Genomic DNA, 17,636 nt, shown 5'->3' with positions numbered 1-17,636 from the left:
CGGCGACAAGTGGACTGGTAATCCATGGCCAATGTCGGATAATTGGTCTTATGAGTTCGCATCTTCCGCTGGGGAGCCGTGTCTCCGGCACCCGATTGGCCGTGTTGCTGGGGGAGTGGCGCCGTCGCGGCTCCCGGCAGGGCGCGGCGGATCTGGCCGCGGCCGTCGAGCTGCAAGTGCTCGACGGCCAGCTCCCCATCGGCACCCGGCTGCCCGCGGAGCGCGAGCTCGCCGACGCCCTCGGAGTCAGCCGCACGCTCATCGGCGCGGCGCTGGACCGGCTGCGTTCCACCGGTGTCGTCGCCAGCCGTCGCGGCGCCGGTTCGTGGATCTCCGGTGCCGGCCACCGCTCGGCCGCGCCGGCCCAGCACGAACGCGCCGGTCTGATCGACTTGGCCCGGGCCGCGCCACCCGCGTTGCCCGGCCTGATCAACGCCGTCGACACCGCGCGGCGCGACCTCGTGGAGCACCTGAGCGGCAACGGTTACCTCACCGGCGGCCTGCCGCTGCTGCGCGAGCGGATCGCCGAGCGCTACACCGCGCGCGGCCTGCCGACGACTCCGGACCAGGTGATGCTGACGGCCGGCGCGTACTCGGCTTTCGTGCTGTGCCTGCGCATGCTGGCCGGCCCCGGCGACCGCGTGCTGGTGGAGCAGCCGACGTACCCGAACGCGATCGACGCCGTGCGCGCCGCCCACGCGTTGCCCGTGCCGGTGGCGCTCGACCCTGTGCGCGGCTGGGACCTCACCGGCATCGAGGCCGCGCTGCGCCAGGCCTCGCCGCGGTTCGCCTACCTCGTCGTCGACTTCCAGAACCCCACGGGCCTGCGCCTCGACGCCGCCGGCCGCGAACGCCTCGGCGGCCTCCTCGCGCGCTCGCGCACGCCCGTGGTCGTCGACGAATCGTTGGTGGAGCTGGATTACGAGGGTGATCCGCTCGACGCGCCGCCGCCGCTGGCCGCCTTCGCGGGGGACTTGGCGCTGACGGTCGGCTCGGCCGCGAAGTCGCAGTGGGGCGGGCTGCGGCTGGGCTGGATCCGCGCGTCGGCCGAGCTGCTCGACCGGCTGCTGTCGTCCCGCTTCGCCGTGGACCTGGGGGCGCCGGTGTTCGACCAGCTGGTGCTGGCTTCGCTGCTTGAGCCGGAGGGGTATGCCGCCTTGGCCCAGCGGCGGGTGGATTTCCGGCTGCAGCGCGATGCCCTGATCGACGCCGTGCACGCCTACTGTCCTGAGTGGACGTTCGAGGTCCCGGCCGGCGGCCTGTCGCTGTGGTGCCGTCTGCCGGAACCGATGAGCACGCGCCTGGCCGTCTCGGCCGCGAACCACGGCGTGCAGCTGGCGCCGGCCTCGCGCTTCGGCGTGCACGGCGGCCTCGAACGCTGGCTGCGCCTGCCGTTCGGCCTGCCGCCCGACCAGCTGCTGGAGGCCGTGCGGCGGCTGAGCCTGGCCGTCGAGTCGGTGCGCGGTTACGCGGACGTGCCGGCGGCGAACGTGCCGGTGACCTGAGTTTCAGATCTGCGTGAAGCCGCCGTCGACGTTCAGGTTCGAGCCGGTGACGAAGCTGCTCCGGCTCGACGCCAGGAACAGCACGGCGTCGGCGATTTCGTCGGTGCTTCCCATGCGGCCCAAGGGAACCAGGGCGGAGAAGAACTCCTTGAACTGCTCGGGCTGCTGCGGATCGCTGAACGCGCCGCGGACGCTGGGCGTCTCGATCGGACCGGGCGCGATGGCGTTGACGCGGATCCGGCGGTGTTTGAGTTCGTTGGCCCACGTGCGCGCGAACGAGCGCACCGCGGCCTTGCTCGCCGCATAGACGCCCGCGCCCTCGTCGCCTTTCACCGCCGCGGTGGAGCCGGGGAGGATCACGGACGCGCCGTCGTTGAGGCCTCGTCGTAGAGCCGATCCACGTCGGCGGCTTTCGAGACGTCGCTCTGCACGCCCGTCGCGTTCCCGATCGACGCCACCGCCGCGTCGAGCTCGGGTTTGCGCCTGCCCGTGATGAACACGTACGCGCCTTCCGCGGCCAGCCGTTGCGCCGCCGTGAGGCCGATGCCGGTCGTGCCGCCCGTGATCACTGCCGTCTTGCCGTCGAACTCTCCCACAGCCTCGTACCCTTCACATATTTATGTACTGATCGGTTCTTAATGAACGCTAGCACAGTTGTGTATCGATCGGTATGGAACGGGTAGGCTGGGGTTCGTGGAAACTTCGAAGCGGCACGTCGGCCGCCCGCGCGCCTTCGACGCGGACGTCGCCCTCGACCGCGCCATCGAGGTCTTCTGGAACCAGGGCTACGAGGGCGCGTCGCTCACCGACCTGACCGCCGCGATGGGCATCACGCGCACGAGCATGTACGCGGCCTTCGGCAACAAAGCGGACTTGTACGGGCTCGCCCTCGACCGCTACCTCCACCGCGACCTGGCCTACGCGTACGACGCCCTCGCGGCCCCCACCGCCCACTCCGTGGCCTCGCGGTACCTCCACGCCTGCGCCGACGCGGTCACCACCCCCGGCCGCCCGCCGGGCTGCTTCACGGTCCAAAGTGGACTCGTGTCCGCACCCGAGAACGCGGACATCAGCGCCGCCGTGGCGCGCGCCCGCCGGGCCGGCGAAGAGGCCCTGCTCACCCGCTTCCGCCGCGCAGTATCCGACGGCGACCTGTCGGCCTCCGACAACCCCGACGACCTCGCGCGCTACGTCATGACCGTCGGCGAGGGCCTCGCCGTCCACGCCGTCGCGGGCGCTTCGCGCGCGGACCTGCAGCGGGTGGTGGACGTGGCGATGAAGGCGATCCCGGCTCCCCAGGACTGACGGCGCGGCATTTTTTCGCCCCGCAAACGATAAACAGCCGGTGCGCCGGATGTTCCAACCACTCCAGGGATGGTGGTGGTCGCATCCGGCGCACCGGCTGTTCGTCACCCGCTCCGTTCAGAGCGGGCGCCGCGGCGGCTTCCCGGCACAGCCCCTCGACGTGCCGGGAAGCGCCGACGGCTCAGGCGGGCTTCGGTTGGCGCAGGTTCCCGCTCGGCGCGGTGAGCGGGAACCTCCGGAGCACGCCCGTTGTGGGTCCCGGCGCCGCGGGGGCAGCGCGGCGCCGGGACCAGGACCCGATCCGGCCGGGCGCGGTCGGCCGGTCGGGAAGGCTGGTCGTACGCATGGATCGCCCCTTGCTGAATGACATGTCGAATGATTGGTGCGAAAGGGTGAGCCAGGCGCAGCGAACGGGCGCGCGCTCCAAGAAGTTGATCTTGGTTTGGACGTGGCTCTCCCCGGTGGACCGGGTGCCGGTCAGTCCGGGGAGGTGGTGGGCAGGGCTGCTTCCCTGCCCGCGCCGGCGACCTCGTGGTCGCGGCTGACGCCGATCAGCTTGAGCTGCGTGGTGGTCACGCTGTCCCCGACGACGCCGAACGGCTGCCGTGCGCCGCCCGGGCCGTCGTGGCCCGGGTTGGCGGTGGTGGTCGGCGCGACGGGCGCGCTGGGCGCCGCGGGCAGGCCACCGCCGCCCCCACTGCCGCCGCCACCTGTGACGCCGACGTGGGAGCTCTCGTTGTTCGTGTGCTGCGCGCCGGTGCCGCGCTGCTGCACGGGAATCAGGTGCGCGACACTCGGGTAGTGCACCAGACCGGCCGCCTTCGGCACGGTCACCGGCGCCGGCTGCGGCACGACCACCGGCACCTCGGCGCTCACCACTGCACCGGGCTGGACCGCCGGCTCGGGCACGGTCGCCGTGACCCCGCCGCTCACCGTCCCACCCGAGAACACCGGCCCGAGCACATCGCCGATCGGGATCAACGGCGGCGCGTATTCGCCACCCGGCACCGTCGTTACCGGCGGCAGCACGGTTTCCCCGACGTCGCCCACGGTCCCGACCACGCCGGTGATCGAGTGCACCGTGTTGCCGACCAGCCCGAGCACGCCCCCGAGCAACCCGCCCAGCAGCCCACCGTGTTGCGACGGTGTGACGCGCAGCGGCGCTTCGGTATCGGTGGTGCCGGTGGTGCCGGGAGCCGTGGCGGGGTCGGTCGCCGTGGTGTCGGTGGTGGTCTGGTCGGTCGCGCTGTGGGGGGTCCCGTCGCAGTCGCCGGTCTCGTGCTGCTTCGCTGCGCCTGACCCGTCGGGCACGACCTGGGCGGGGCCGGCGGTGTCGCCGCTCTGGCTCGCGCCGGTCGTGGCAGCGGAGTCGGTGCTGTCATCGGAAATGGCGGGCGTCGCGGCCTGGTCCGACGCGCTCGTGTCGGAAGCGCTCGGCGCGGCGGCGTCCGAGCCGACGGCCTCGCCCGAAGTGCTAGCCGAATCCGTGCCGCCACCCGAAGTTCCCGCAGCACCCGAGTCCGCAGTGGACCCGGTCGAAACACCGTGCCAAGGATGTCCGCGTGGCTCTCGGCGGTGCTCCCGAGCCTGCCCGGTACGCCCGGTGTGCCCCGGCGCGGTCGCCACGGTGTTCCCCGACGCGTCCCCGTGCGGCTGTTCCGCCGCCTCCGCGCCGGCCCCGGCGACCAACGCGCCGAGCAGCCACCCGGCCAACGTCAACCCGCCCGCCAGCGCGATCCGCGCGGCCGGCCTCGCCAACGGGGCCGCCCACGGCCGTGGCCGCCGCACCGAAGCGAGGCCACTCGAACCCGAGCCCGTCGCCGGAGCGCCGGCAGGCGGAAGCGCGGAAGCCACCACGGCGGGAGCCGATCCGGGATCAGCGCTGCTCACGAGTGGTGTGCCGGTGCGTGCGGCTGCCATGTCGCTCACACCACCACCACCGTCCGCGCCTGAAGCTCATGCGGCTGCCGCACGAGACTGATCCAACTGGGGTTCTTCTCCGGCCAGGTCGCAGTTCCCCCGGGGCTGCACTCTTTCTAGCACCGGTCGCGAGTGTTTCATCTTCCCTGCGTTCGATCCACCCCGTAAGGCGGAACGGACTTACCGGCTTCGGTGTCCGGTCGGCCGAAGTTGATCACTGAGCGTGTGCCCGACCGGACCCTCTGCGGCCATCCGGGCGGACCCGTGCAAGGCCGTTGACCTGATGTTTCGCCCCGAAAACATACTCTCAGTATCGTTTCACCAACGCGCCGTCAATAAAACCTGGAGCGTAACCGCGTCGCAACTGGTGATTCGGTAACCGCAGTGGTCAGACGAGTCGGCGCAATCGTCCGACCGCCTCGTCGATGACTTCGTTCCGCTTGCAGAACGCGAAACGCAGCAGATGTTTCCACTCGTCCGGGTGATCTGTGAACACCTTCACGGGCACGGCTGCGACGCCGACGCGTTCGGGCAGCTCCCACGCCAGCTCGGCGGCGTCGGTGAACCCGAGCGGGCGGACGTCGGCCGTCACGAAGTACGTGCCGCTGCTGGGGCGAACGGCGAAACCCGCGTCCGCGAGTCCCGCCGACAGCCGGTCGCGCTTGTCCTGCAGGCTCGTCCGCAGTTCCTCGACCCACGGCAGCTCGTGGTCCAGCGCGTATGCCACCGCCGGCTGCAGGGGCCCGCCCGAGACGAACGTGATGAACTGCTTCGCCGCTTTCACCGCGGCCACCAGTTCGGGCGTCGAGCAGACCCAGCCGATCTTCCAGCCGGTGCAGTTGAACGTCTTGCCGGCGCTGGAGATCGACACCGTCCGCTCGCGCATGCCGGGCAGCGTGGCGAGCGGGAGGTGGACCGCGTCGTCGAACACGAGGTGCTCGTAGACCTCGTCGGTCACCGCGATGAGGTCGTGCTCGACACACAGTGCCGCCACGGCCTCCAGCTGCGCGCGCGAGAACACGGTGCCGGTCGGGTTGTGCGGCGAGTTCAGCAGCACGGCGCGGGTGCGCGGCGTGATGGCGTCGCGCAGGGCGTCGAGGTCGAGCTCGAGGTGCCCGTCGGGCGTCTCGACCAGGCCGATCACGCGCCGCTGGGCGCCGGCCATGGCGACGGCCGCGGCGTAGGAGTCGTAGTACGGCTCGACCACGATCACCTCGTCGCCGGCCTCCGTCAGTGCGATGAGCGCGGCCGTGATCGCCTCGGTCGCTCCCGCCGTGACCAGGACTTCCGTGTCCGGGTCGTACTCGGTGCCGTAGCGCAGCCGGTGGCGCGCGATGGCGGCGCGCAGCTCGGGCCGGCCGGGCCCCGGAGGGTACTGGTTGTCGCCGCCGAACAGGGAATTCTTCGCCGCTTCGAGCATGCCGGCGGGCCCGTCGGTGTCGGGAAAACCCTGGCCGAGGTTCACGGCGCCGTGCTTCACGGCCAGCGCCGTCATCTCGGCGAAGATCGTCGCGGTGAAGGGGCGGAGGCGGGGGACGAGAGCTGGTTCACGCACGAAAACGCATCCTCACGGACAATGGCGTCGTGGAGCAACTCACCCCAGCCAAGGTCACGCCCGCAGACCCGCCCGGTGGCGCCGCCGGTGAAGCGGAAAAACGGCGCGGCCTGCGGAGGATGAAGCAGGTCGCGCTGTCCTTCCTCCTCGGCGCCACGGTCGTCTTCCTGCTCACGAGCTGGGCGGAGTCGGCAGGCTGGCCCGCGTGGGTCGGCTACGTGAAGGCGGCGGCCGAAGCGGGCATGGTCGGCGCGCTCGCCGACTGGTTCGCCGTCACCGCGCTCTTCCGCCACCCGATGGGCCTGCGGATCCCGCACACGGCGATCATCCCGAACAAAAAAGACCAGCTCGGCAACAGCCTGGGCGACTTCGTCGGCTCGAACTTCCTCTCCGAGGACGTGATCCGCGACAAGCTCAAGCGCGTCGAGATCTCGCGTCGCCTCGGCGGCTGGCTTTCGCAGCCGGACAACGCCGAGCGCGTGACGTCGGAGCTGGCCACGGTCGTGCGCGGCGCCGTGACGGTGCTGCGCGACGAAGACGTGCAGGCGATCATGGAACAAGCCGTGGTCAAGCGCATCATCGACCGGCCGTGGGGCCCGCCGCTGGGCAAGATCCTCGAGGGCGTGTTCGAGGACGGCGCGCACCACAAGCTCGTGGACCTGATGTGCGACCGCGCGTACGAGTGGGTGCGCGACAACCACCAGGCCATGCTGCGGGTCGTCTCCGACCGCGCGCCGAGCTGGTCGCCGAAGTTCGTCGACGAGATGCTGGCGGACAAGGTCTACGGCGAGGTGCTGTCGTTCGCGTGGGCCGTGAAGACGGACGTGAACCACCCGATGCGCCTGGCGCTGGACAAGTTCCTCGGCGAGTTCGCGCAGGACCTGCAGAACGACCCGAAGACCATGGAACGAGCCGAGCAGGTCAAGAGCCAGATCGTGCACCACGACGAGGTGCAGAGGCTGATCGGCAACGCGTGGGCCACGGCCAAGGAGATGCTGCTCAACGCCGCCGAGGACCCGTCGAGCGAGCTGCGCCGGCGCGTGCGCGCGGGCCTGCAGTCACTGGGCGAGCGGCTGATCACCGACGATTCGCTGGCGTCGAAGGTGGACAGCTGGGTCGAGGGCGCCGCGGCGTACCTGGTGAAGAACTACTCGAAGGAGATCACCACGATCATCACCGACACCGTCGAGCGCTGGGACGCCGAGGAGACGTCGCGGAAGATCGAGCTGCAGGTCGGGCGCGACCTCCAGTTCATCCGCATCAACGGCACGGTGGTGGGCGCGCTGGCCGGGCTGGTGATCTACACGGTGGCGCAGTTGCTGTTCTGATCTGGGCATTTCGTAATTTTCGCCGGGCCTGGGTGCCAGAGCGTCGCTGCACATGCGCAGCCAGTGCGTATACCACACCCGGGGGGCCTTCAAACCAGTTGTCCACAGGAAGCTGAGTTATCCCCCGGGTTATCCACAACTTTTCACGGATCTGGCCTAACGACCATCCACAAGGTGTGGGGATCCGATGCGTCTGCACGTGCATATCTGGTGGCTGTGCACGAGTTGTCCACAGGCCCTCAGTTGTGCACACCCGTCGCGCGGGCGCGCCAGGTTCGAGCCTTCTCGCGGTTGCCGCAGACGCGCATGGAGCACCACGTGCGCGAGCGGTTGCGGGACTCGTCGTAGAAGGCTTCGAGGCAGTCGTCGGCGGGGCAGATCTTGAGCCGGACCCAGTCGCCGCGGATGGCGAGCCGGGTGGCGGCGACCAGTACCGCGGAGACGGCGGTTGTCCCCAGGAGCTGCGGGCCCTGGCTGTTCAGTGAGAACGTCAGCGGGACTTCGAGCTGGTCCACGGGGAGCCGCGGATCTCCGGCGGCGGCGCGCAGCGCGTCGCGGATGGCTCGGGCTTCGTCCGCGTTACCCGGGGAAACGCCGCGTTGGGCGGACCAGCGTTGCCACAGCCCGGGGTCGTCCAGCAGGTCCTCGCCGCGCTCGATGTCGACGGTGTTGAGGAAGTCCACCACCAGGGTCGCGTCGGTGTGCACGCAACCAGTGTACGAGCGAGGGTGGTTGCTTCGTCGGCTGATAACTCCCATACTCCGAATACTGGTTACTGGAGGGAGTCGCGGTCATGGGTGCTGTTCCGACGTTCGGCTCGACCGTCTTCGACTGCCCGGACCCGGCCGCGCTCGCCGGCTTCTACCGCGCGGTGCTCGACTGGCCCGAACCTGACGTGCACGCGGACGGCGACTGGGCCCGGCTCGTCAACCCGGCTGGCGGCGCGCGCCTGGAGTTCCAGCAGGTGGCGGACTACCGCGCGCCCTCGGTGGAGCGGCCACAGCAGGCGCACCTCGACCTGGACGTGGACGACCTGGAAGCCGCGCACACCCGCGTGCTTTCCCTGGGTGCCAAGCTGCTCGACGACTCGCCCTCGACCTTCCGCGTCTACGCCGATCCGGTGGGTCACCCGTTCTGCCTGTGCGCCTGCTGACGCGCCGAGCGGAATCTGCGTAGTCTCGGCTGCGTGATTTGTCCGAAGTGTCAGAACCGGATGCGGACCGTCGACAAGAACGGCATCCACATCGAACAGTGCGAGGCGTGCCGGGGGATCTTCTTGGACCACGGTGAGCTGGAGCAGATCGCCGGAGCCGAGAGCTCGTACTACGGCGGCGCGCAGTCACCGCCGCCGCGCTACGGGCGAGCGGACTCGCCGCGCCCGTACCGGGGTGGGGACTCGCCGCGGCCGTACCGAGGTGGTGGGTATTCGGACTCGCCCAAGCCCTACGGCGGTGGCGGGTACTCGGACTCGCCGCGGCCCTACGGGGGTGGCGGCCATCGCGGGTACGCCGACTCACCTCGCCCGCACGGTCACCGAAAACGCAGCTTCCTCGAGAACCTGTTCGACTGAGTTGCCTACCGTCGATCCGGTAAGCGGCCCAGGCTCGGCGCCGGGTCCGGGCGGGACGCGCGAGGTGCCGCCCGTTGATGCGGGGCCCGGCACAGGTCTGAGACCGGCCCTCGTTCCGGTCTCGGGCCCGGTGCCCGCTCTCGATCCGGTACCTGCCCTCGACCTGCGGATTTGTCCCGCGTGCGGTGATCGGGCCGACCTTCCGCGGGTCGAGGGCGCGGTGCTGGAGTGTGTCCTCTGTGGACACCGGTGGCCGTTTCGGCGGCTGCCGCTGTTCGCGCTCACGGGTCCGAGCGGCGCGGGCAAGTCCACCGTCGGCCCGGCGCTGGCGGCGCGGCTGGCCGGGGATGCGGTGGTGCTGGAGCAGGACGTCCTGTGGACCGGCGCCCTCCGCGACGACACCCAGGCCTTCCGCGCGGCCTGGCTCCGCATGGCGGCGATGTTGCACCAGAACGGCCGGCCGGTCGTCCTGTGCGGCACCGTCGCGCCGCAGGAACTCGGGCCCCTGCCGGAACGCGCCTTCTTCTCCGACGTGCACTACCTCGCCCTCGTCGCCGGCGACGCAGCCCTCCGCAAACGCTTGCGCGCCCGCCCCGCGTGGCGTGAATGGGACGAGCCGCGCATCGACGAGATGCTCGAGTTCAACCAGCGGATCCGCACCCAGGTTCCGCACCTCGACACCACCGTCGCCTCGCTCGATGACGTGGTCACTCGGGTGGAGAAATGGGTCAGGTCGAACCTGACCGCGAGCCGCCCAGCGGGGGTGGTTTAGGTCGGACCTGGCTCGCGTGCACCGGCGGCGGCCCTCGCCGGTTGAGTCGGGCCCAGCGGTTGTCCACAGCGCCCCGAACCTGACGACTTGTCCACAGGGCGCAACCAACACCCCTGGGTCCGACCTAGCTCAACTCCCAGCGCAGCCCATCCGGCTCATCCAGCCAGAACTCCTGCCTCGAACCGTCCACGGTCAGCCCGAAGCGGTCGCGCTCCGGGCGGCCCAGGGAGTTCCACAGGACAAGGGCACGCTCGGCGAGGTCCCACAGGCCGCGGGGGCCGCCTTGGGCGATTTCGAACGTGTCGCCGCTGGTGCGGAAGCGCGCCCACGAGCCGTCGGGGTGGGTGAGGGCGAAGGCGCCCGCGTGGGGGTCGCCCGAGGAGATCGGGTCGGTCGAGCCGTCGGGGAGTTCGCGGACCGGGTGGACGCCCGGGAGTTCCAAGGAGGCGAAGAACTCGAACTTCAGGCGCGGCTTCAGCACCAAGTCGATGGGCAGCTGTGTCGGCCGCCAGTCCGCCGAAGCCGGCGAAGGCAGGGCAGCCGGAGCCGGACGGCGGTGCGCCCGCAGGGGCATGAAACGACCGTCGCGAGCCAGAACCCGTCCGCGGCCGGTGGCGCCCGAGCCGGCGACCAGCCGAACCAGCCCCGCGCCCAACGGCCGATTCAATGTCGTCACGACCAACCCGCCCGGCACCGTCTGCTCGAGCCAAGCCGGCGGCACCGAAGAAACCGAAGCCGTGCACAGCACCCGATCGAACATGACCCCTGCCGGAAATCCCAGCGCCCCGTCACCGACCTCGCACGACGGCGCGTACCCCGCCTCCTGCAGGCGCCCGCGCGCAGCCGCGACCAGCCCCGCATCGACGTCCACAGTGGACACCGAACCGGACCCGCAACGATGGCTCAGCAAGGCCGCGTTGTACCCGGTGCCGGTCCCGATCTCCAGCACGCGCTGCCCGTCCCCCACGCGCAGCTCCTCGAGCATGATCGCCATGATCGAGGGCATGCTCGAAGAACTCGTCGGCACTCCCTCGATCGGCCCCTCGCGCCGGGCCTTCTCCCACAGGGACGAGTCGTCGTCGAGCTGCGTCACCAGCACATCGGGGGAGTAGGCCCGCTCCAGCCACCCGGGGTCGTCACGGCCGACAGCCGCCCAGCCCTCGTCGACGCGGGTGAAGAACCGCGGCAGGAACACGTGGCGCGGCACGCTGCGAAAGGCCTCGACCCACTTCGGGTCGTGCAGCACGTCCTCCTCGACCAGGTGCTTGACCAGCCTGCGGCGCAACCGCTGAGTCGCCATGGGACCACCGTAGCCGGGTGAGCGGAAGCACACCCCATGGTGCAAGCAGAGTGCTTGCAATAGCTAGCACGTCCGCGTACGGTCGGAAGTGTCGCGAGGAGGTGACCGGATGACAGAACCCGGCGGGACCCAGAACCCGATCGAGAAGGTCGCGGACATCGCCTCCGACATCGGCGAGTACATCCGCCAGCAGCGGAGTTCGGCGAAGATTTCGTTGCGCCAGTTGTCGAAGCTCGCCGGCGTGTCCAATCCGTACCTGAGCCAGATCGAGCGCGGGGTCCGCAAACCCAGCGCGGAGATCCTGCAGCAGATCGCCAAAGGTCTGCGGATTTCGGCCGAAGCGCTTTACGTGCAGGCAGGAATCCTCGACGTGCCCACGGGCGGCCCGGTCGGCGACGCGATTCGTGCCGACACCGTGCTGACCGAGCGGCAGAAGCAGGTTCTGCTCGACGTCTACGAGTCCTTCCGGCGGGAGAACGCCGCCGGCACGCCCGCTGAGCCACCGACCACCAAGACCACCATCGACACCACAGAGGAGTCGGCATGACCACGCCCAAGACCGAGGACGTCCGCAAGGCCGTCAGCACCGCCATCGACCAGGTCCGCACCCCGCTGCTCGCCGCGCTCGGCGCCGGCAACCTCGCGAGCCAGGCAGTGACCGACGCGGTCGCGAAGGCCCGCAAGAGCGGCGAGAACGCCCGCAAGAACCTCGAAGAGCTGCCCACCGACGTCGAGAGCCTTCGCGGCAAGCTCGACCCGGCCGAGCTGCGCAAGGTCATCGACGAGTACACCGAGGCCGCGCTCAAGCTCTACAACAAGCTGGCCGAGTCCGGCGAGCAGACCTGGGACAAGATCTCCGCGCAGCCGCAGGTGAAGAAGGCCCTCGACCAGCTCGAGGACGCGCTGACCAGCGCGCAGGAGCGCGTGGACGGCCTGGCCGGCGAGACCCGCGAGCGCGTCGACGGCGTGCTCGCCAAGGTCACCAAGCGCACCCGCTCCGCCGGCGAGAAGGCCGCCCGCAAGGTGACCGAGGTCGCCGACGAGACCGCCGAAGCGGTCGAGGAGCTCGGCGACGACCTCGCCCACGAGACCCGCTCGGTCGCCCGCAAGACCGCCAACCGCACGGCGCCGAAGACCGCTTCGCCCGCCCGCCGCACCACCACGACGGTCGCGAAGAAGCCGGCCGCCGCGCCGAAGACCGAGAAGTAAGCCCGAGCACGACACCGCCCGCTCCCCGGCGCGCCGCCCCGACAGGGCCGGCCGCCGGGGAGCGGGCTTTCGCGGTACGGCTGGTGGAGTCGGCAACAGCGGGAGTCTGCCTCCCGTTCGCGGCGCCGCCCGAAGCGAGCGCCGAGCTCGCGAGAGCCGAGAATGTGCGGGCGCCGCCGACTGCCGCAGCCTTCGGGTGGTGCCCTGCGCCGAGTCGAGCACCAAGACCGGCAACGACCCAAGCCGGCTTCCCCAACGCCCCACGACCACCGCAGCCTCCGGGCAGCGGAAGCCCGCCGTGCGCCGAAAGCCCGCCCGAAGAGCGACTTCACCGCCCGCCACGCCAACCCGAACCACGCGCCCGAACGCAACCCCTCCGCCACAACAGAGAACTAGGTCACACCCCCCCCGGACCGGAGCGCCCGTGAAGTGCCGGGCCACGGGCGCGTTGGGTGGTTTGCCGTAAGCTGGCACGCGTGCTGGTTGCCGATTGGATCCTTAGGGTCATCCACTGGGGCAGCGCCTTGGTCGGGCTCTTCGCCTTCGTTCATGCGCTGCTGCAGCGCTCTGACGCGTACCAGGCGGCCGACCGCAGGACCAAGCCGATCTGGATGCTGATCACCGGCGGTGCCACGCTCGCGATGGTCCTGTTCGACGTCCAGGGCCCCGGGTTCATCTTCTGGGTGCCCGCGATGGCCGCCGCTCTCGTGTACATCGTGGATGTGCGGCCGCGGCTCATCGAGGTGCAGCGGGGCAACCGCAACTGGTAGCCGCGTAGATTCAACTGTGTGACCACCTGGACCATCGCCGGGAGCCTCACGGTCGTCCCCGCGCCCACCCGTACCGACCTGCTGGCCGAACCCGTCGCGAAGGCGCTCGCCGCCCTCGCGGAGCCCGACGCGGTCGGCGTCACGGAGATCGACCCCGAGCTCGCGGACACCGCGGCCTTCTGCGAGACGTACGGCTCGCCCCTCGACGCGTCGGCCAACTGCGTCGTCGTCGCCGGGAAGCGCGCCGGCGAGGTGCGCTTCGCGGCGGCCCTGGTGCTCGCCACCACTCGCGCCGACGTGAACGGCGTGATCAAGCGCCGCCTCGACGTGCGCAAGGCCTCCTTCGCGCCCATGGACGAAGCCGTGTCCCTCACCGGCATGGAGTACGGCGGCATCACCCCCGTCGGCCTGCCCGCCGAATGGCCGATCCTCATCGACGCCCGCGTCGCCGCCGCGCCGGAGCTCGTGATCGGCAGCGGCATCCGCGGCAGCAAGCTCCTCATCTCCGGCGCCGCCCTGCAGACGCTGCCCGGCGCCGAGGTCATCGAGGACCTCGCACGGTGACTGTGCCGCACTCGGTCTGGCTGCGCTACCTCACCGGCGAGAACATCGACTCCCTTGGCATCACCAACGCCGACATCGTGGGCGCCGTCGAGGACGTGCTGGCCGACCACGGCCGTGGCGAGGTCGTGTTCGAGCCGCGCACGCACCTCGTGCCCGACAACGGCGGCAAGGGCCACTTCAACATCCTGCGCGGCCACCTCTCGGCCAAGCAGGTCAGCGGCGTGAAGGTGGTCGGCGACTTCGTCGGCAACTTCGAACGCGGCCTGCCCAGCGAGATGGCCCTGATCCTCCTGCTCGACCCCGACACAGGCATGCCGCGCGCGATCGTCGACGGCACCATGATCACCGAGGCCCGCACGGGCGCGATGACGGCCGTCGGCGCGAAACACCTGGCGCGGCCCGGTTCGAAGGTGCTCGGCCACGTCGGCGCGCGCGGCACGGCGTGGTGGAACGTGGTGCTGCTCGACTCGCTGTTCGACTTCGACGAGATCCGCGTGACCAGTAAGCGCCCCGAGTCCCGCGAAGGCTTCGCGCAACGGCTGACCGAGCACCTCGGCAAGGAAGTCCGCGTCTGCGAAACCGCCGCCGAAACGCTCGACGGCGCCGACGTGCTCGTGGAAGCCTCTCGCCTGACCGAGCCGGAAGCGTTGGTGCGCAAGGAGTTTCTCCGGCCCGGTGCGTTCCTCGTGCCCTACGGCACCATCAGCGCCCTCGAACTCACACTGCTCGACGCCGTGGACAAGGTCGTGGTCGACAACTGGCGCGAGTCGCAGTCGGGCAACCCCCGCTTCGGCGCGCTGCGACCGCACCTCAACGCCGGGCTGCTCACCGAAACCGGCGTGCACGCCGAGATCGGCGACATCGTCGCGGGCAACCGTCCCGGCCGTGAGAGCGACGACGAGCGCATCCTCTTCTGGCACCGCGGACTGTCCACAACGGACGTCGCCGTCGCGCACCTGATCCTGCAGCGTGCCGAAGCGGCGGACGTCGGCACGATGCTGCCGTACCGATGATCGTCCGGGAGCCCGCCGACGTCCTGACGGCCGGCAGCGAGCCGGGGGAACCCCTGGAACTCCACCCCGACCTGCTGAGGCGCGTCAAAGAAAACCGCGCCGCCATGCTGGCCGCGCTCGACGCCGCCGACGGACCGATCTACGGCGTCAACACCGGCATGGGCCGCCTCGCGGGCATCAAGCTCACCGCCGCCCAGCAGGCCGAACACCAGCACAATCTCCTGGTCGGCCGCGCCGTCGGCGGCCCGCCGTGGCTCGCCCCGGAGCTCACCCGCGCGTTGCTGCTGATGCGCCTGCGCGGGTTCCTGCGCTCCGAAGCGGCGGTGAGCCCGGAACTGGTGACGTTCCTCGCCGACCGCCTCAACGACGGGTTCCTCCCCGCCGTCCCGCGTGGCGGCCTGGGCAGCGCCGGCGAGATCATCCCGCTGGCGCACACGTTCCAGACGTTCACCGGCCTGGGCTCGGTGCTGGAGGACGGCGTGCTCACGCCGGCCGCCACCGCGCTGGCGCAAAGAGGTGTCGACCCGTTCACGCTCGGCCCCAAAGAGGGTGCGAGCCTGATCCAGGGCTCCCCGCTGGCCGAGGCCTACGCCTGGGTCTGCGGCCGCCGCGCACGAAGGCTGCTCGACCTGCAGACGCAGTGCGCCGCGATGGCCGTCGACGTCCTCGGGTCACCGCACTCGGTCTACCGCTACGGCGCGCCGGCCGAGTTCCGCGAGCTGATCGCGGGTGCCGAACCCCGCGCGGACGTGGTGCAGGCGCCCGTCTCGGTCCGGGTCGGCCCCCTCGTGCTCGATCTGCTGGATCGGGTGGCCGGCGACCTCGAAGCCGAGCTGGGAATCTCCTGGGACACACCGGCCGATTCGCCGTCCTTTGTAGACGGTGAGTTCGTCGCCACGACCGGCTACCACGCGTCCGGGCTCGGTTTCCGCATGGACGCGCTCAAAGCCGTGCTGGTCCACGCCGGGGAGATCTCCGTGCAACGGCTGCACCGCCTGCTCGACCCGCAGTTCAGCGGCCTGCCACCGCAGCTGGCCGTGGACCCGGGACCGCAGGCGGGTCTCGTGCCGCTGCACAAACGCGCGGTCGGCGAGCTGCACGCGCTGCGCCGCCTGGCCGCGCCCGCCACGCTCGGTTCGCTCGACACCTCGGCCGGCCAGGAGGACGTGCAGGCGTTCGCGTGGGCCGCGGGCGCCGAGCTGGAGGACTCGCTCGGCCACCTGACGGCGATCACGGCGTGCGAGCTGGTCACCGCCGCGCAGGCGCGCTACCTGCGCGGCCACGGCGCCCCCGCGCTGGAGCCGCTCTACGCGTGGGTCGCCGAACGCGTGCCGCCGGTTGTGGTGGACCGGCCGCTGGGACCGGAGATCACGCGGCTGATCGACGACCTGCGTTAGTCGCGCCGAGCCGCCTGCAGCGCGACCCCCTTCGGCGTCGCCCAACGCGTCAGCAACGCGAAGATCCCTTCGCACAACAGAGCCAGGATGATCACGGCCAGCCCGCCGCCGAAGATCTCGCCGTAGCCTTGGGCGCCTTCGGCGAAGCCGTCGACGATGTAGCGGCCGAGGCCGCCGCCGTCGTTCACGATGGCGCCGATCGCGACCGTCGCCACCAGCTGCAGGAACGCCACGCGCGCACCCGCCACGATCACGGGCGAGGCCAGCGGTAGCTCCAGCTTCAGCATGATCTGCCACTCGCGGTAGCCCGTGCCGCGCGCCGCGTCGATCGTCTCCTGCTCCAGTTGCACCACCCCGGCGTAGGTGTTGGTGAACAGCGGCGGCAGCGCCAGCCCGACGAGCGCGAGCAGCAGTGGCCAGAAGTCCGTGTTCGCGCCCCAGCGGCTGGCCAGGAACCAGAACAGGATGATCAGGCCGAAGCTCGGGATCGCGCGGCCGATGTTCACGGCGCTGCTCGCGAGGAACGCGCCGCGGCGGTAGTGCGCGAGCCACAGCGCGAGCGGGATCGTGAGCACGGCCGCGACCACCAGCGACAGCACGGAGAACCACAGGTGCTCCACCGTCCGGTACGGGACACCCGCGGGGTCGGTCCAGCTCCAGCGGTTCGGCGCCGAGAGCCACTCGCCCAGCTGTGTGAAGACGTTCATCGCGCCCGCACCTTCCGCACCCACGGCGCGAGCGCGCGCTCGCTCAGCCACAACAACAGGTCGACGACCACCGCGAGCACCACCGACAGCACCACGCCGACGATGATCGGGCTCGGGTTCGGCGTGGTCGTCTGGATGCCGGCGCGGATGAAGTACCCGAGCCCGCCCATGCCGAGCAGCGACGTGACCGTGACCAGGCCGATCGTGGTCACGGCGGCCACGCGCAGGCCGGCGATCACCACGGGCAGCGCCAGTGGCAGCTCCACCTGCCACAGCAGCCGCCCGCGGGTGAAGCCCATCCCGATCGCGGCCTCGCGCACCTCGGCGGGCACCTGCTGCACGCCCGTGACGATGTTGCGGATCAGGATCAGCAGCGTGTAAGTGGCCAACGGGATCACCGCCGTGGTGAACGTGAGCCCGAAGAACGGCACCAGCAGCGCGAACGCCCCCAGGCTCGGGATCACGTACAAGGCACCCGCGGTGCCCAGCACCAACGGGTAGAACCAGCGGTAGCGCAGGCACAGCGTGGCCAGTACGAGCGACACCACCAAGCCGATGCCCAGGGCCGTGGCCGTGAGGGCGATGTGTTCACCAAGGCGTTGGCCGATGGCGTCGGCGTTGCGCTCGACCCACCGCCACTCGAAGATCGGCCGGCTGCTCTCAGTGAGCAGCGGGGTGACCGAAGACGCATGCACCACGGAAGGTTACCCCGTTCGAGCGC

The 17,636-nt window shown here is 70.7% G+C and carries 20 protein-coding genes; 12 read left to right on the top strand and 8 right to left on the bottom strand.

Annotated elements, in window-relative coordinates:
• Positions 1–50 precede the first annotated feature (50 nt).
• Positions 51–1,505, top strand: coding sequence for a MocR-like transcription factor YczR (yczR, locus tag QRX50_RS05350; protein ID WP_285970851.1), 1,455 nt, complete (start codon positions 51–53; stop codon positions 1,503–1,505).
• Between the two features lie 3 nt (positions 1,506–1,508).
• Here the strand turns inward: yczR and QRX50_RS49395 are convergent, their stop codons facing one another.
• Both QRX50_RS49395 and QRX50_RS49390 read right to left on the bottom strand, forming a co-directional pair.
• Positions 1,509–1,865, bottom strand: a complete 357-nt coding sequence (locus tag QRX50_RS49395; RefSeq protein WP_353074089.1) for an SDR family NAD(P)-dependent oxidoreductase — start codon at positions 1,863–1,865, stop codon at positions 1,509–1,511.
• On the bottom strand, positions 1,862–2,101 hold the full coding sequence (locus QRX50_RS49390) for an SDR family NAD(P)-dependent oxidoreductase (RefSeq protein WP_353074088.1): 240 nt from the start codon (positions 2,099–2,101) through the stop codon (positions 1,862–1,864). Before QRX50_RS49390 ends, QRX50_RS49395 begins: the two co-directional genes overlap by 4 nt.
• A gap of 97 nt (positions 2,102–2,198) precedes the next feature.
• On the opposite strand from QRX50_RS49390, the gene QRX50_RS05340 reads away from it, so the two are divergent.
• A complete protein-coding gene (locus QRX50_RS05340; protein WP_285970850.1) occupies positions 2,199–2,810 on the top strand; it encodes a TetR/AcrR family transcriptional regulator in 612 nt (203 codons plus the stop codon).
• Between the two features lie 477 nt (positions 2,811–3,287).
• On the opposite strand, the gene QRX50_RS05335 is transcribed toward QRX50_RS05340, so the two are convergent.
• Positions 3,288–4,730 carry a hypothetical protein gene (locus QRX50_RS05335; RefSeq protein ID WP_285970849.1) on the bottom strand — a complete coding sequence of 481 codons (1,443 nt, stop codon included), beginning with the start codon at positions 4,728–4,730 and terminating at the stop codon, positions 3,288–3,290.
• Between the two features lie 388 nt (positions 4,731–5,118).
• The gene (locus QRX50_RS05330) at positions 5,119–6,285 is read right to left on the bottom strand and encodes a pyridoxal phosphate-dependent aminotransferase (protein WP_285970848.1); all 1,167 of its coding nucleotides are present in this window, start codon (positions 6,283–6,285) and stop codon (positions 5,119–5,121) included.
• A 29-nt stretch (positions 6,286–6,314) separates the two neighbouring features.
• Between QRX50_RS05330 and QRX50_RS05325 the strand changes: the two genes are divergently transcribed.
• Positions 6,315–7,613, top strand: a complete 1,299-nt coding sequence (locus QRX50_RS05325) for a DUF445 domain-containing protein (protein ID WP_285970847.1) — start codon at positions 6,315–6,317, stop codon at positions 7,611–7,613.
• Between the two features lie 239 nt (positions 7,614–7,852).
• On the opposite strand, the gene QRX50_RS05320 is transcribed toward QRX50_RS05325, so the two are convergent.
• Positions 7,853–8,320, bottom strand: a complete 468-nt coding sequence (locus tag QRX50_RS05320) for a CGNR zinc finger domain-containing protein (protein ID WP_285970846.1) — start codon at positions 8,318–8,320, stop codon at positions 7,853–7,855.
• Positions 8,321–8,406: 86 nt separating this feature from the next.
• On the opposite strand from QRX50_RS05320, the gene QRX50_RS05315 reads away from it, so the two are divergent.
• The 3 genes from QRX50_RS05315 to QRX50_RS05305 all read left to right on the top strand — a co-directional run bounded on the left by QRX50_RS05315 (position 8,407) and on the right by QRX50_RS05305 (position 9,955).
• Positions 8,407–8,766, top strand: coding sequence for a VOC family protein (locus tag QRX50_RS05315; protein WP_285970845.1), 360 nt, complete (start codon positions 8,407–8,409; stop codon positions 8,764–8,766).
• Between the two features lie 60 nt (positions 8,767–8,826).
• The gene (locus tag QRX50_RS05310; protein WP_285970844.1) at positions 8,827–9,183 is read left to right on the top strand and encodes a TFIIB-type zinc ribbon-containing protein; all 357 of its coding nucleotides are present in this window, start codon (positions 8,827–8,829) and stop codon (positions 9,181–9,183) included.
• Between the two features lie 130 nt (positions 9,184–9,313).
• On the top strand, positions 9,314–9,955 hold the full coding sequence (locus QRX50_RS05305) for a P-loop nucleotide/nucleoside kinase family protein (protein WP_285970843.1): 642 nt from the start codon (positions 9,314–9,316) through the stop codon (positions 9,953–9,955).
• 124 nt (positions 9,956–10,079) lie between these two features.
• Here QRX50_RS05305 and QRX50_RS05300 read toward each other — a convergent pair whose 3' ends face one another.
• Positions 10,080–11,255: a methyltransferase domain-containing protein gene (locus tag QRX50_RS05300; protein WP_285970842.1), complete on the bottom strand. Its 1,176-nt coding sequence runs from the start codon at positions 11,253–11,255 to the stop codon at positions 10,080–10,082.
• 109 nt (positions 11,256–11,364) lie between these two features.
• On the opposite strand from QRX50_RS05300, the gene QRX50_RS05295 reads away from it, so the two are divergent.
• The 6 genes from QRX50_RS05295 to QRX50_RS05270 all read left to right on the top strand — a co-directional run bounded on the left by QRX50_RS05295 (position 11,365) and on the right by QRX50_RS05270 (position 16,208).
• Complete coding sequence (locus QRX50_RS05295) at positions 11,365–11,802, top strand: helix-turn-helix domain-containing protein (RefSeq protein ID WP_285970841.1); 438 nt, start codon at positions 11,365–11,367, stop codon at positions 11,800–11,802.
• Positions 11,799–12,464: a hypothetical protein gene (locus QRX50_RS05290; protein WP_285970840.1), complete on the top strand. Its 666-nt coding sequence runs from the start codon at positions 11,799–11,801 to the stop codon at positions 12,462–12,464. The genes QRX50_RS05295 and QRX50_RS05290 overlap by 4 nt, the downstream gene beginning before the upstream one ends.
• Before the next feature lie 476 nt (positions 12,465–12,940).
• Entirely contained in the window at positions 12,941–13,234 is a 294-nt protein-coding gene (locus QRX50_RS05285; protein ID WP_285970839.1) for a DUF2516 family protein, read from the top strand.
• Positions 13,235–13,252: 18 nt separating this feature from the next.
• On the top strand, positions 13,253–13,798 hold the full coding sequence (locus QRX50_RS05280; protein WP_285970838.1) for a YbaK/EbsC family protein: 546 nt from the start codon (positions 13,253–13,255) through the stop codon (positions 13,796–13,798).
• Positions 13,795–14,811 (top strand): ornithine cyclodeaminase family protein, encoded by a 1,017-nt coding sequence (locus QRX50_RS05275; protein WP_285970837.1) that lies wholly within the window; start codon positions 13,795–13,797, stop codon positions 14,809–14,811. The genes QRX50_RS05280 and QRX50_RS05275 overlap by 4 nt, the downstream gene beginning before the upstream one ends.
• Positions 14,808–16,208, top strand: a complete 1,401-nt coding sequence (locus QRX50_RS05270) for an aromatic amino acid lyase (RefSeq protein WP_285970836.1) — start codon at positions 14,808–14,810, stop codon at positions 16,206–16,208. Before QRX50_RS05275 ends, QRX50_RS05270 begins: the two co-directional genes overlap by 4 nt.
• Here QRX50_RS05270 and QRX50_RS05265 read toward each other — a convergent pair.
• Positions 16,205–16,915, bottom strand: a complete 711-nt coding sequence (locus QRX50_RS05265) for an ABC transporter permease (protein WP_285970835.1) — start codon at positions 16,913–16,915, stop codon at positions 16,205–16,207. The two genes, QRX50_RS05270 and QRX50_RS05265, sit on opposite strands and share 4 nt — an antisense overlap.
• Positions 16,912–17,610: an ABC transporter permease gene (locus QRX50_RS05260; RefSeq protein WP_285970834.1), complete on the bottom strand. Its 699-nt coding sequence runs from the start codon at positions 17,608–17,610 to the stop codon at positions 16,912–16,914. Before QRX50_RS05260 ends, QRX50_RS05265 begins: the two co-directional genes overlap by 4 nt.
• Between the last annotated feature and the right edge of the window lie 26 nt (positions 17,611–17,636).

This window comes from Amycolatopsis sp. 2-15, assembly GCF_030285625.1.
Classification (GTDB): Bacteria; Actinomycetota; Actinomycetes; order Mycobacteriales; family Pseudonocardiaceae; genus Amycolatopsis; species Amycolatopsis carbonis.
This window is presented reverse-complemented; position numbering and strand designations above follow the sequence as displayed.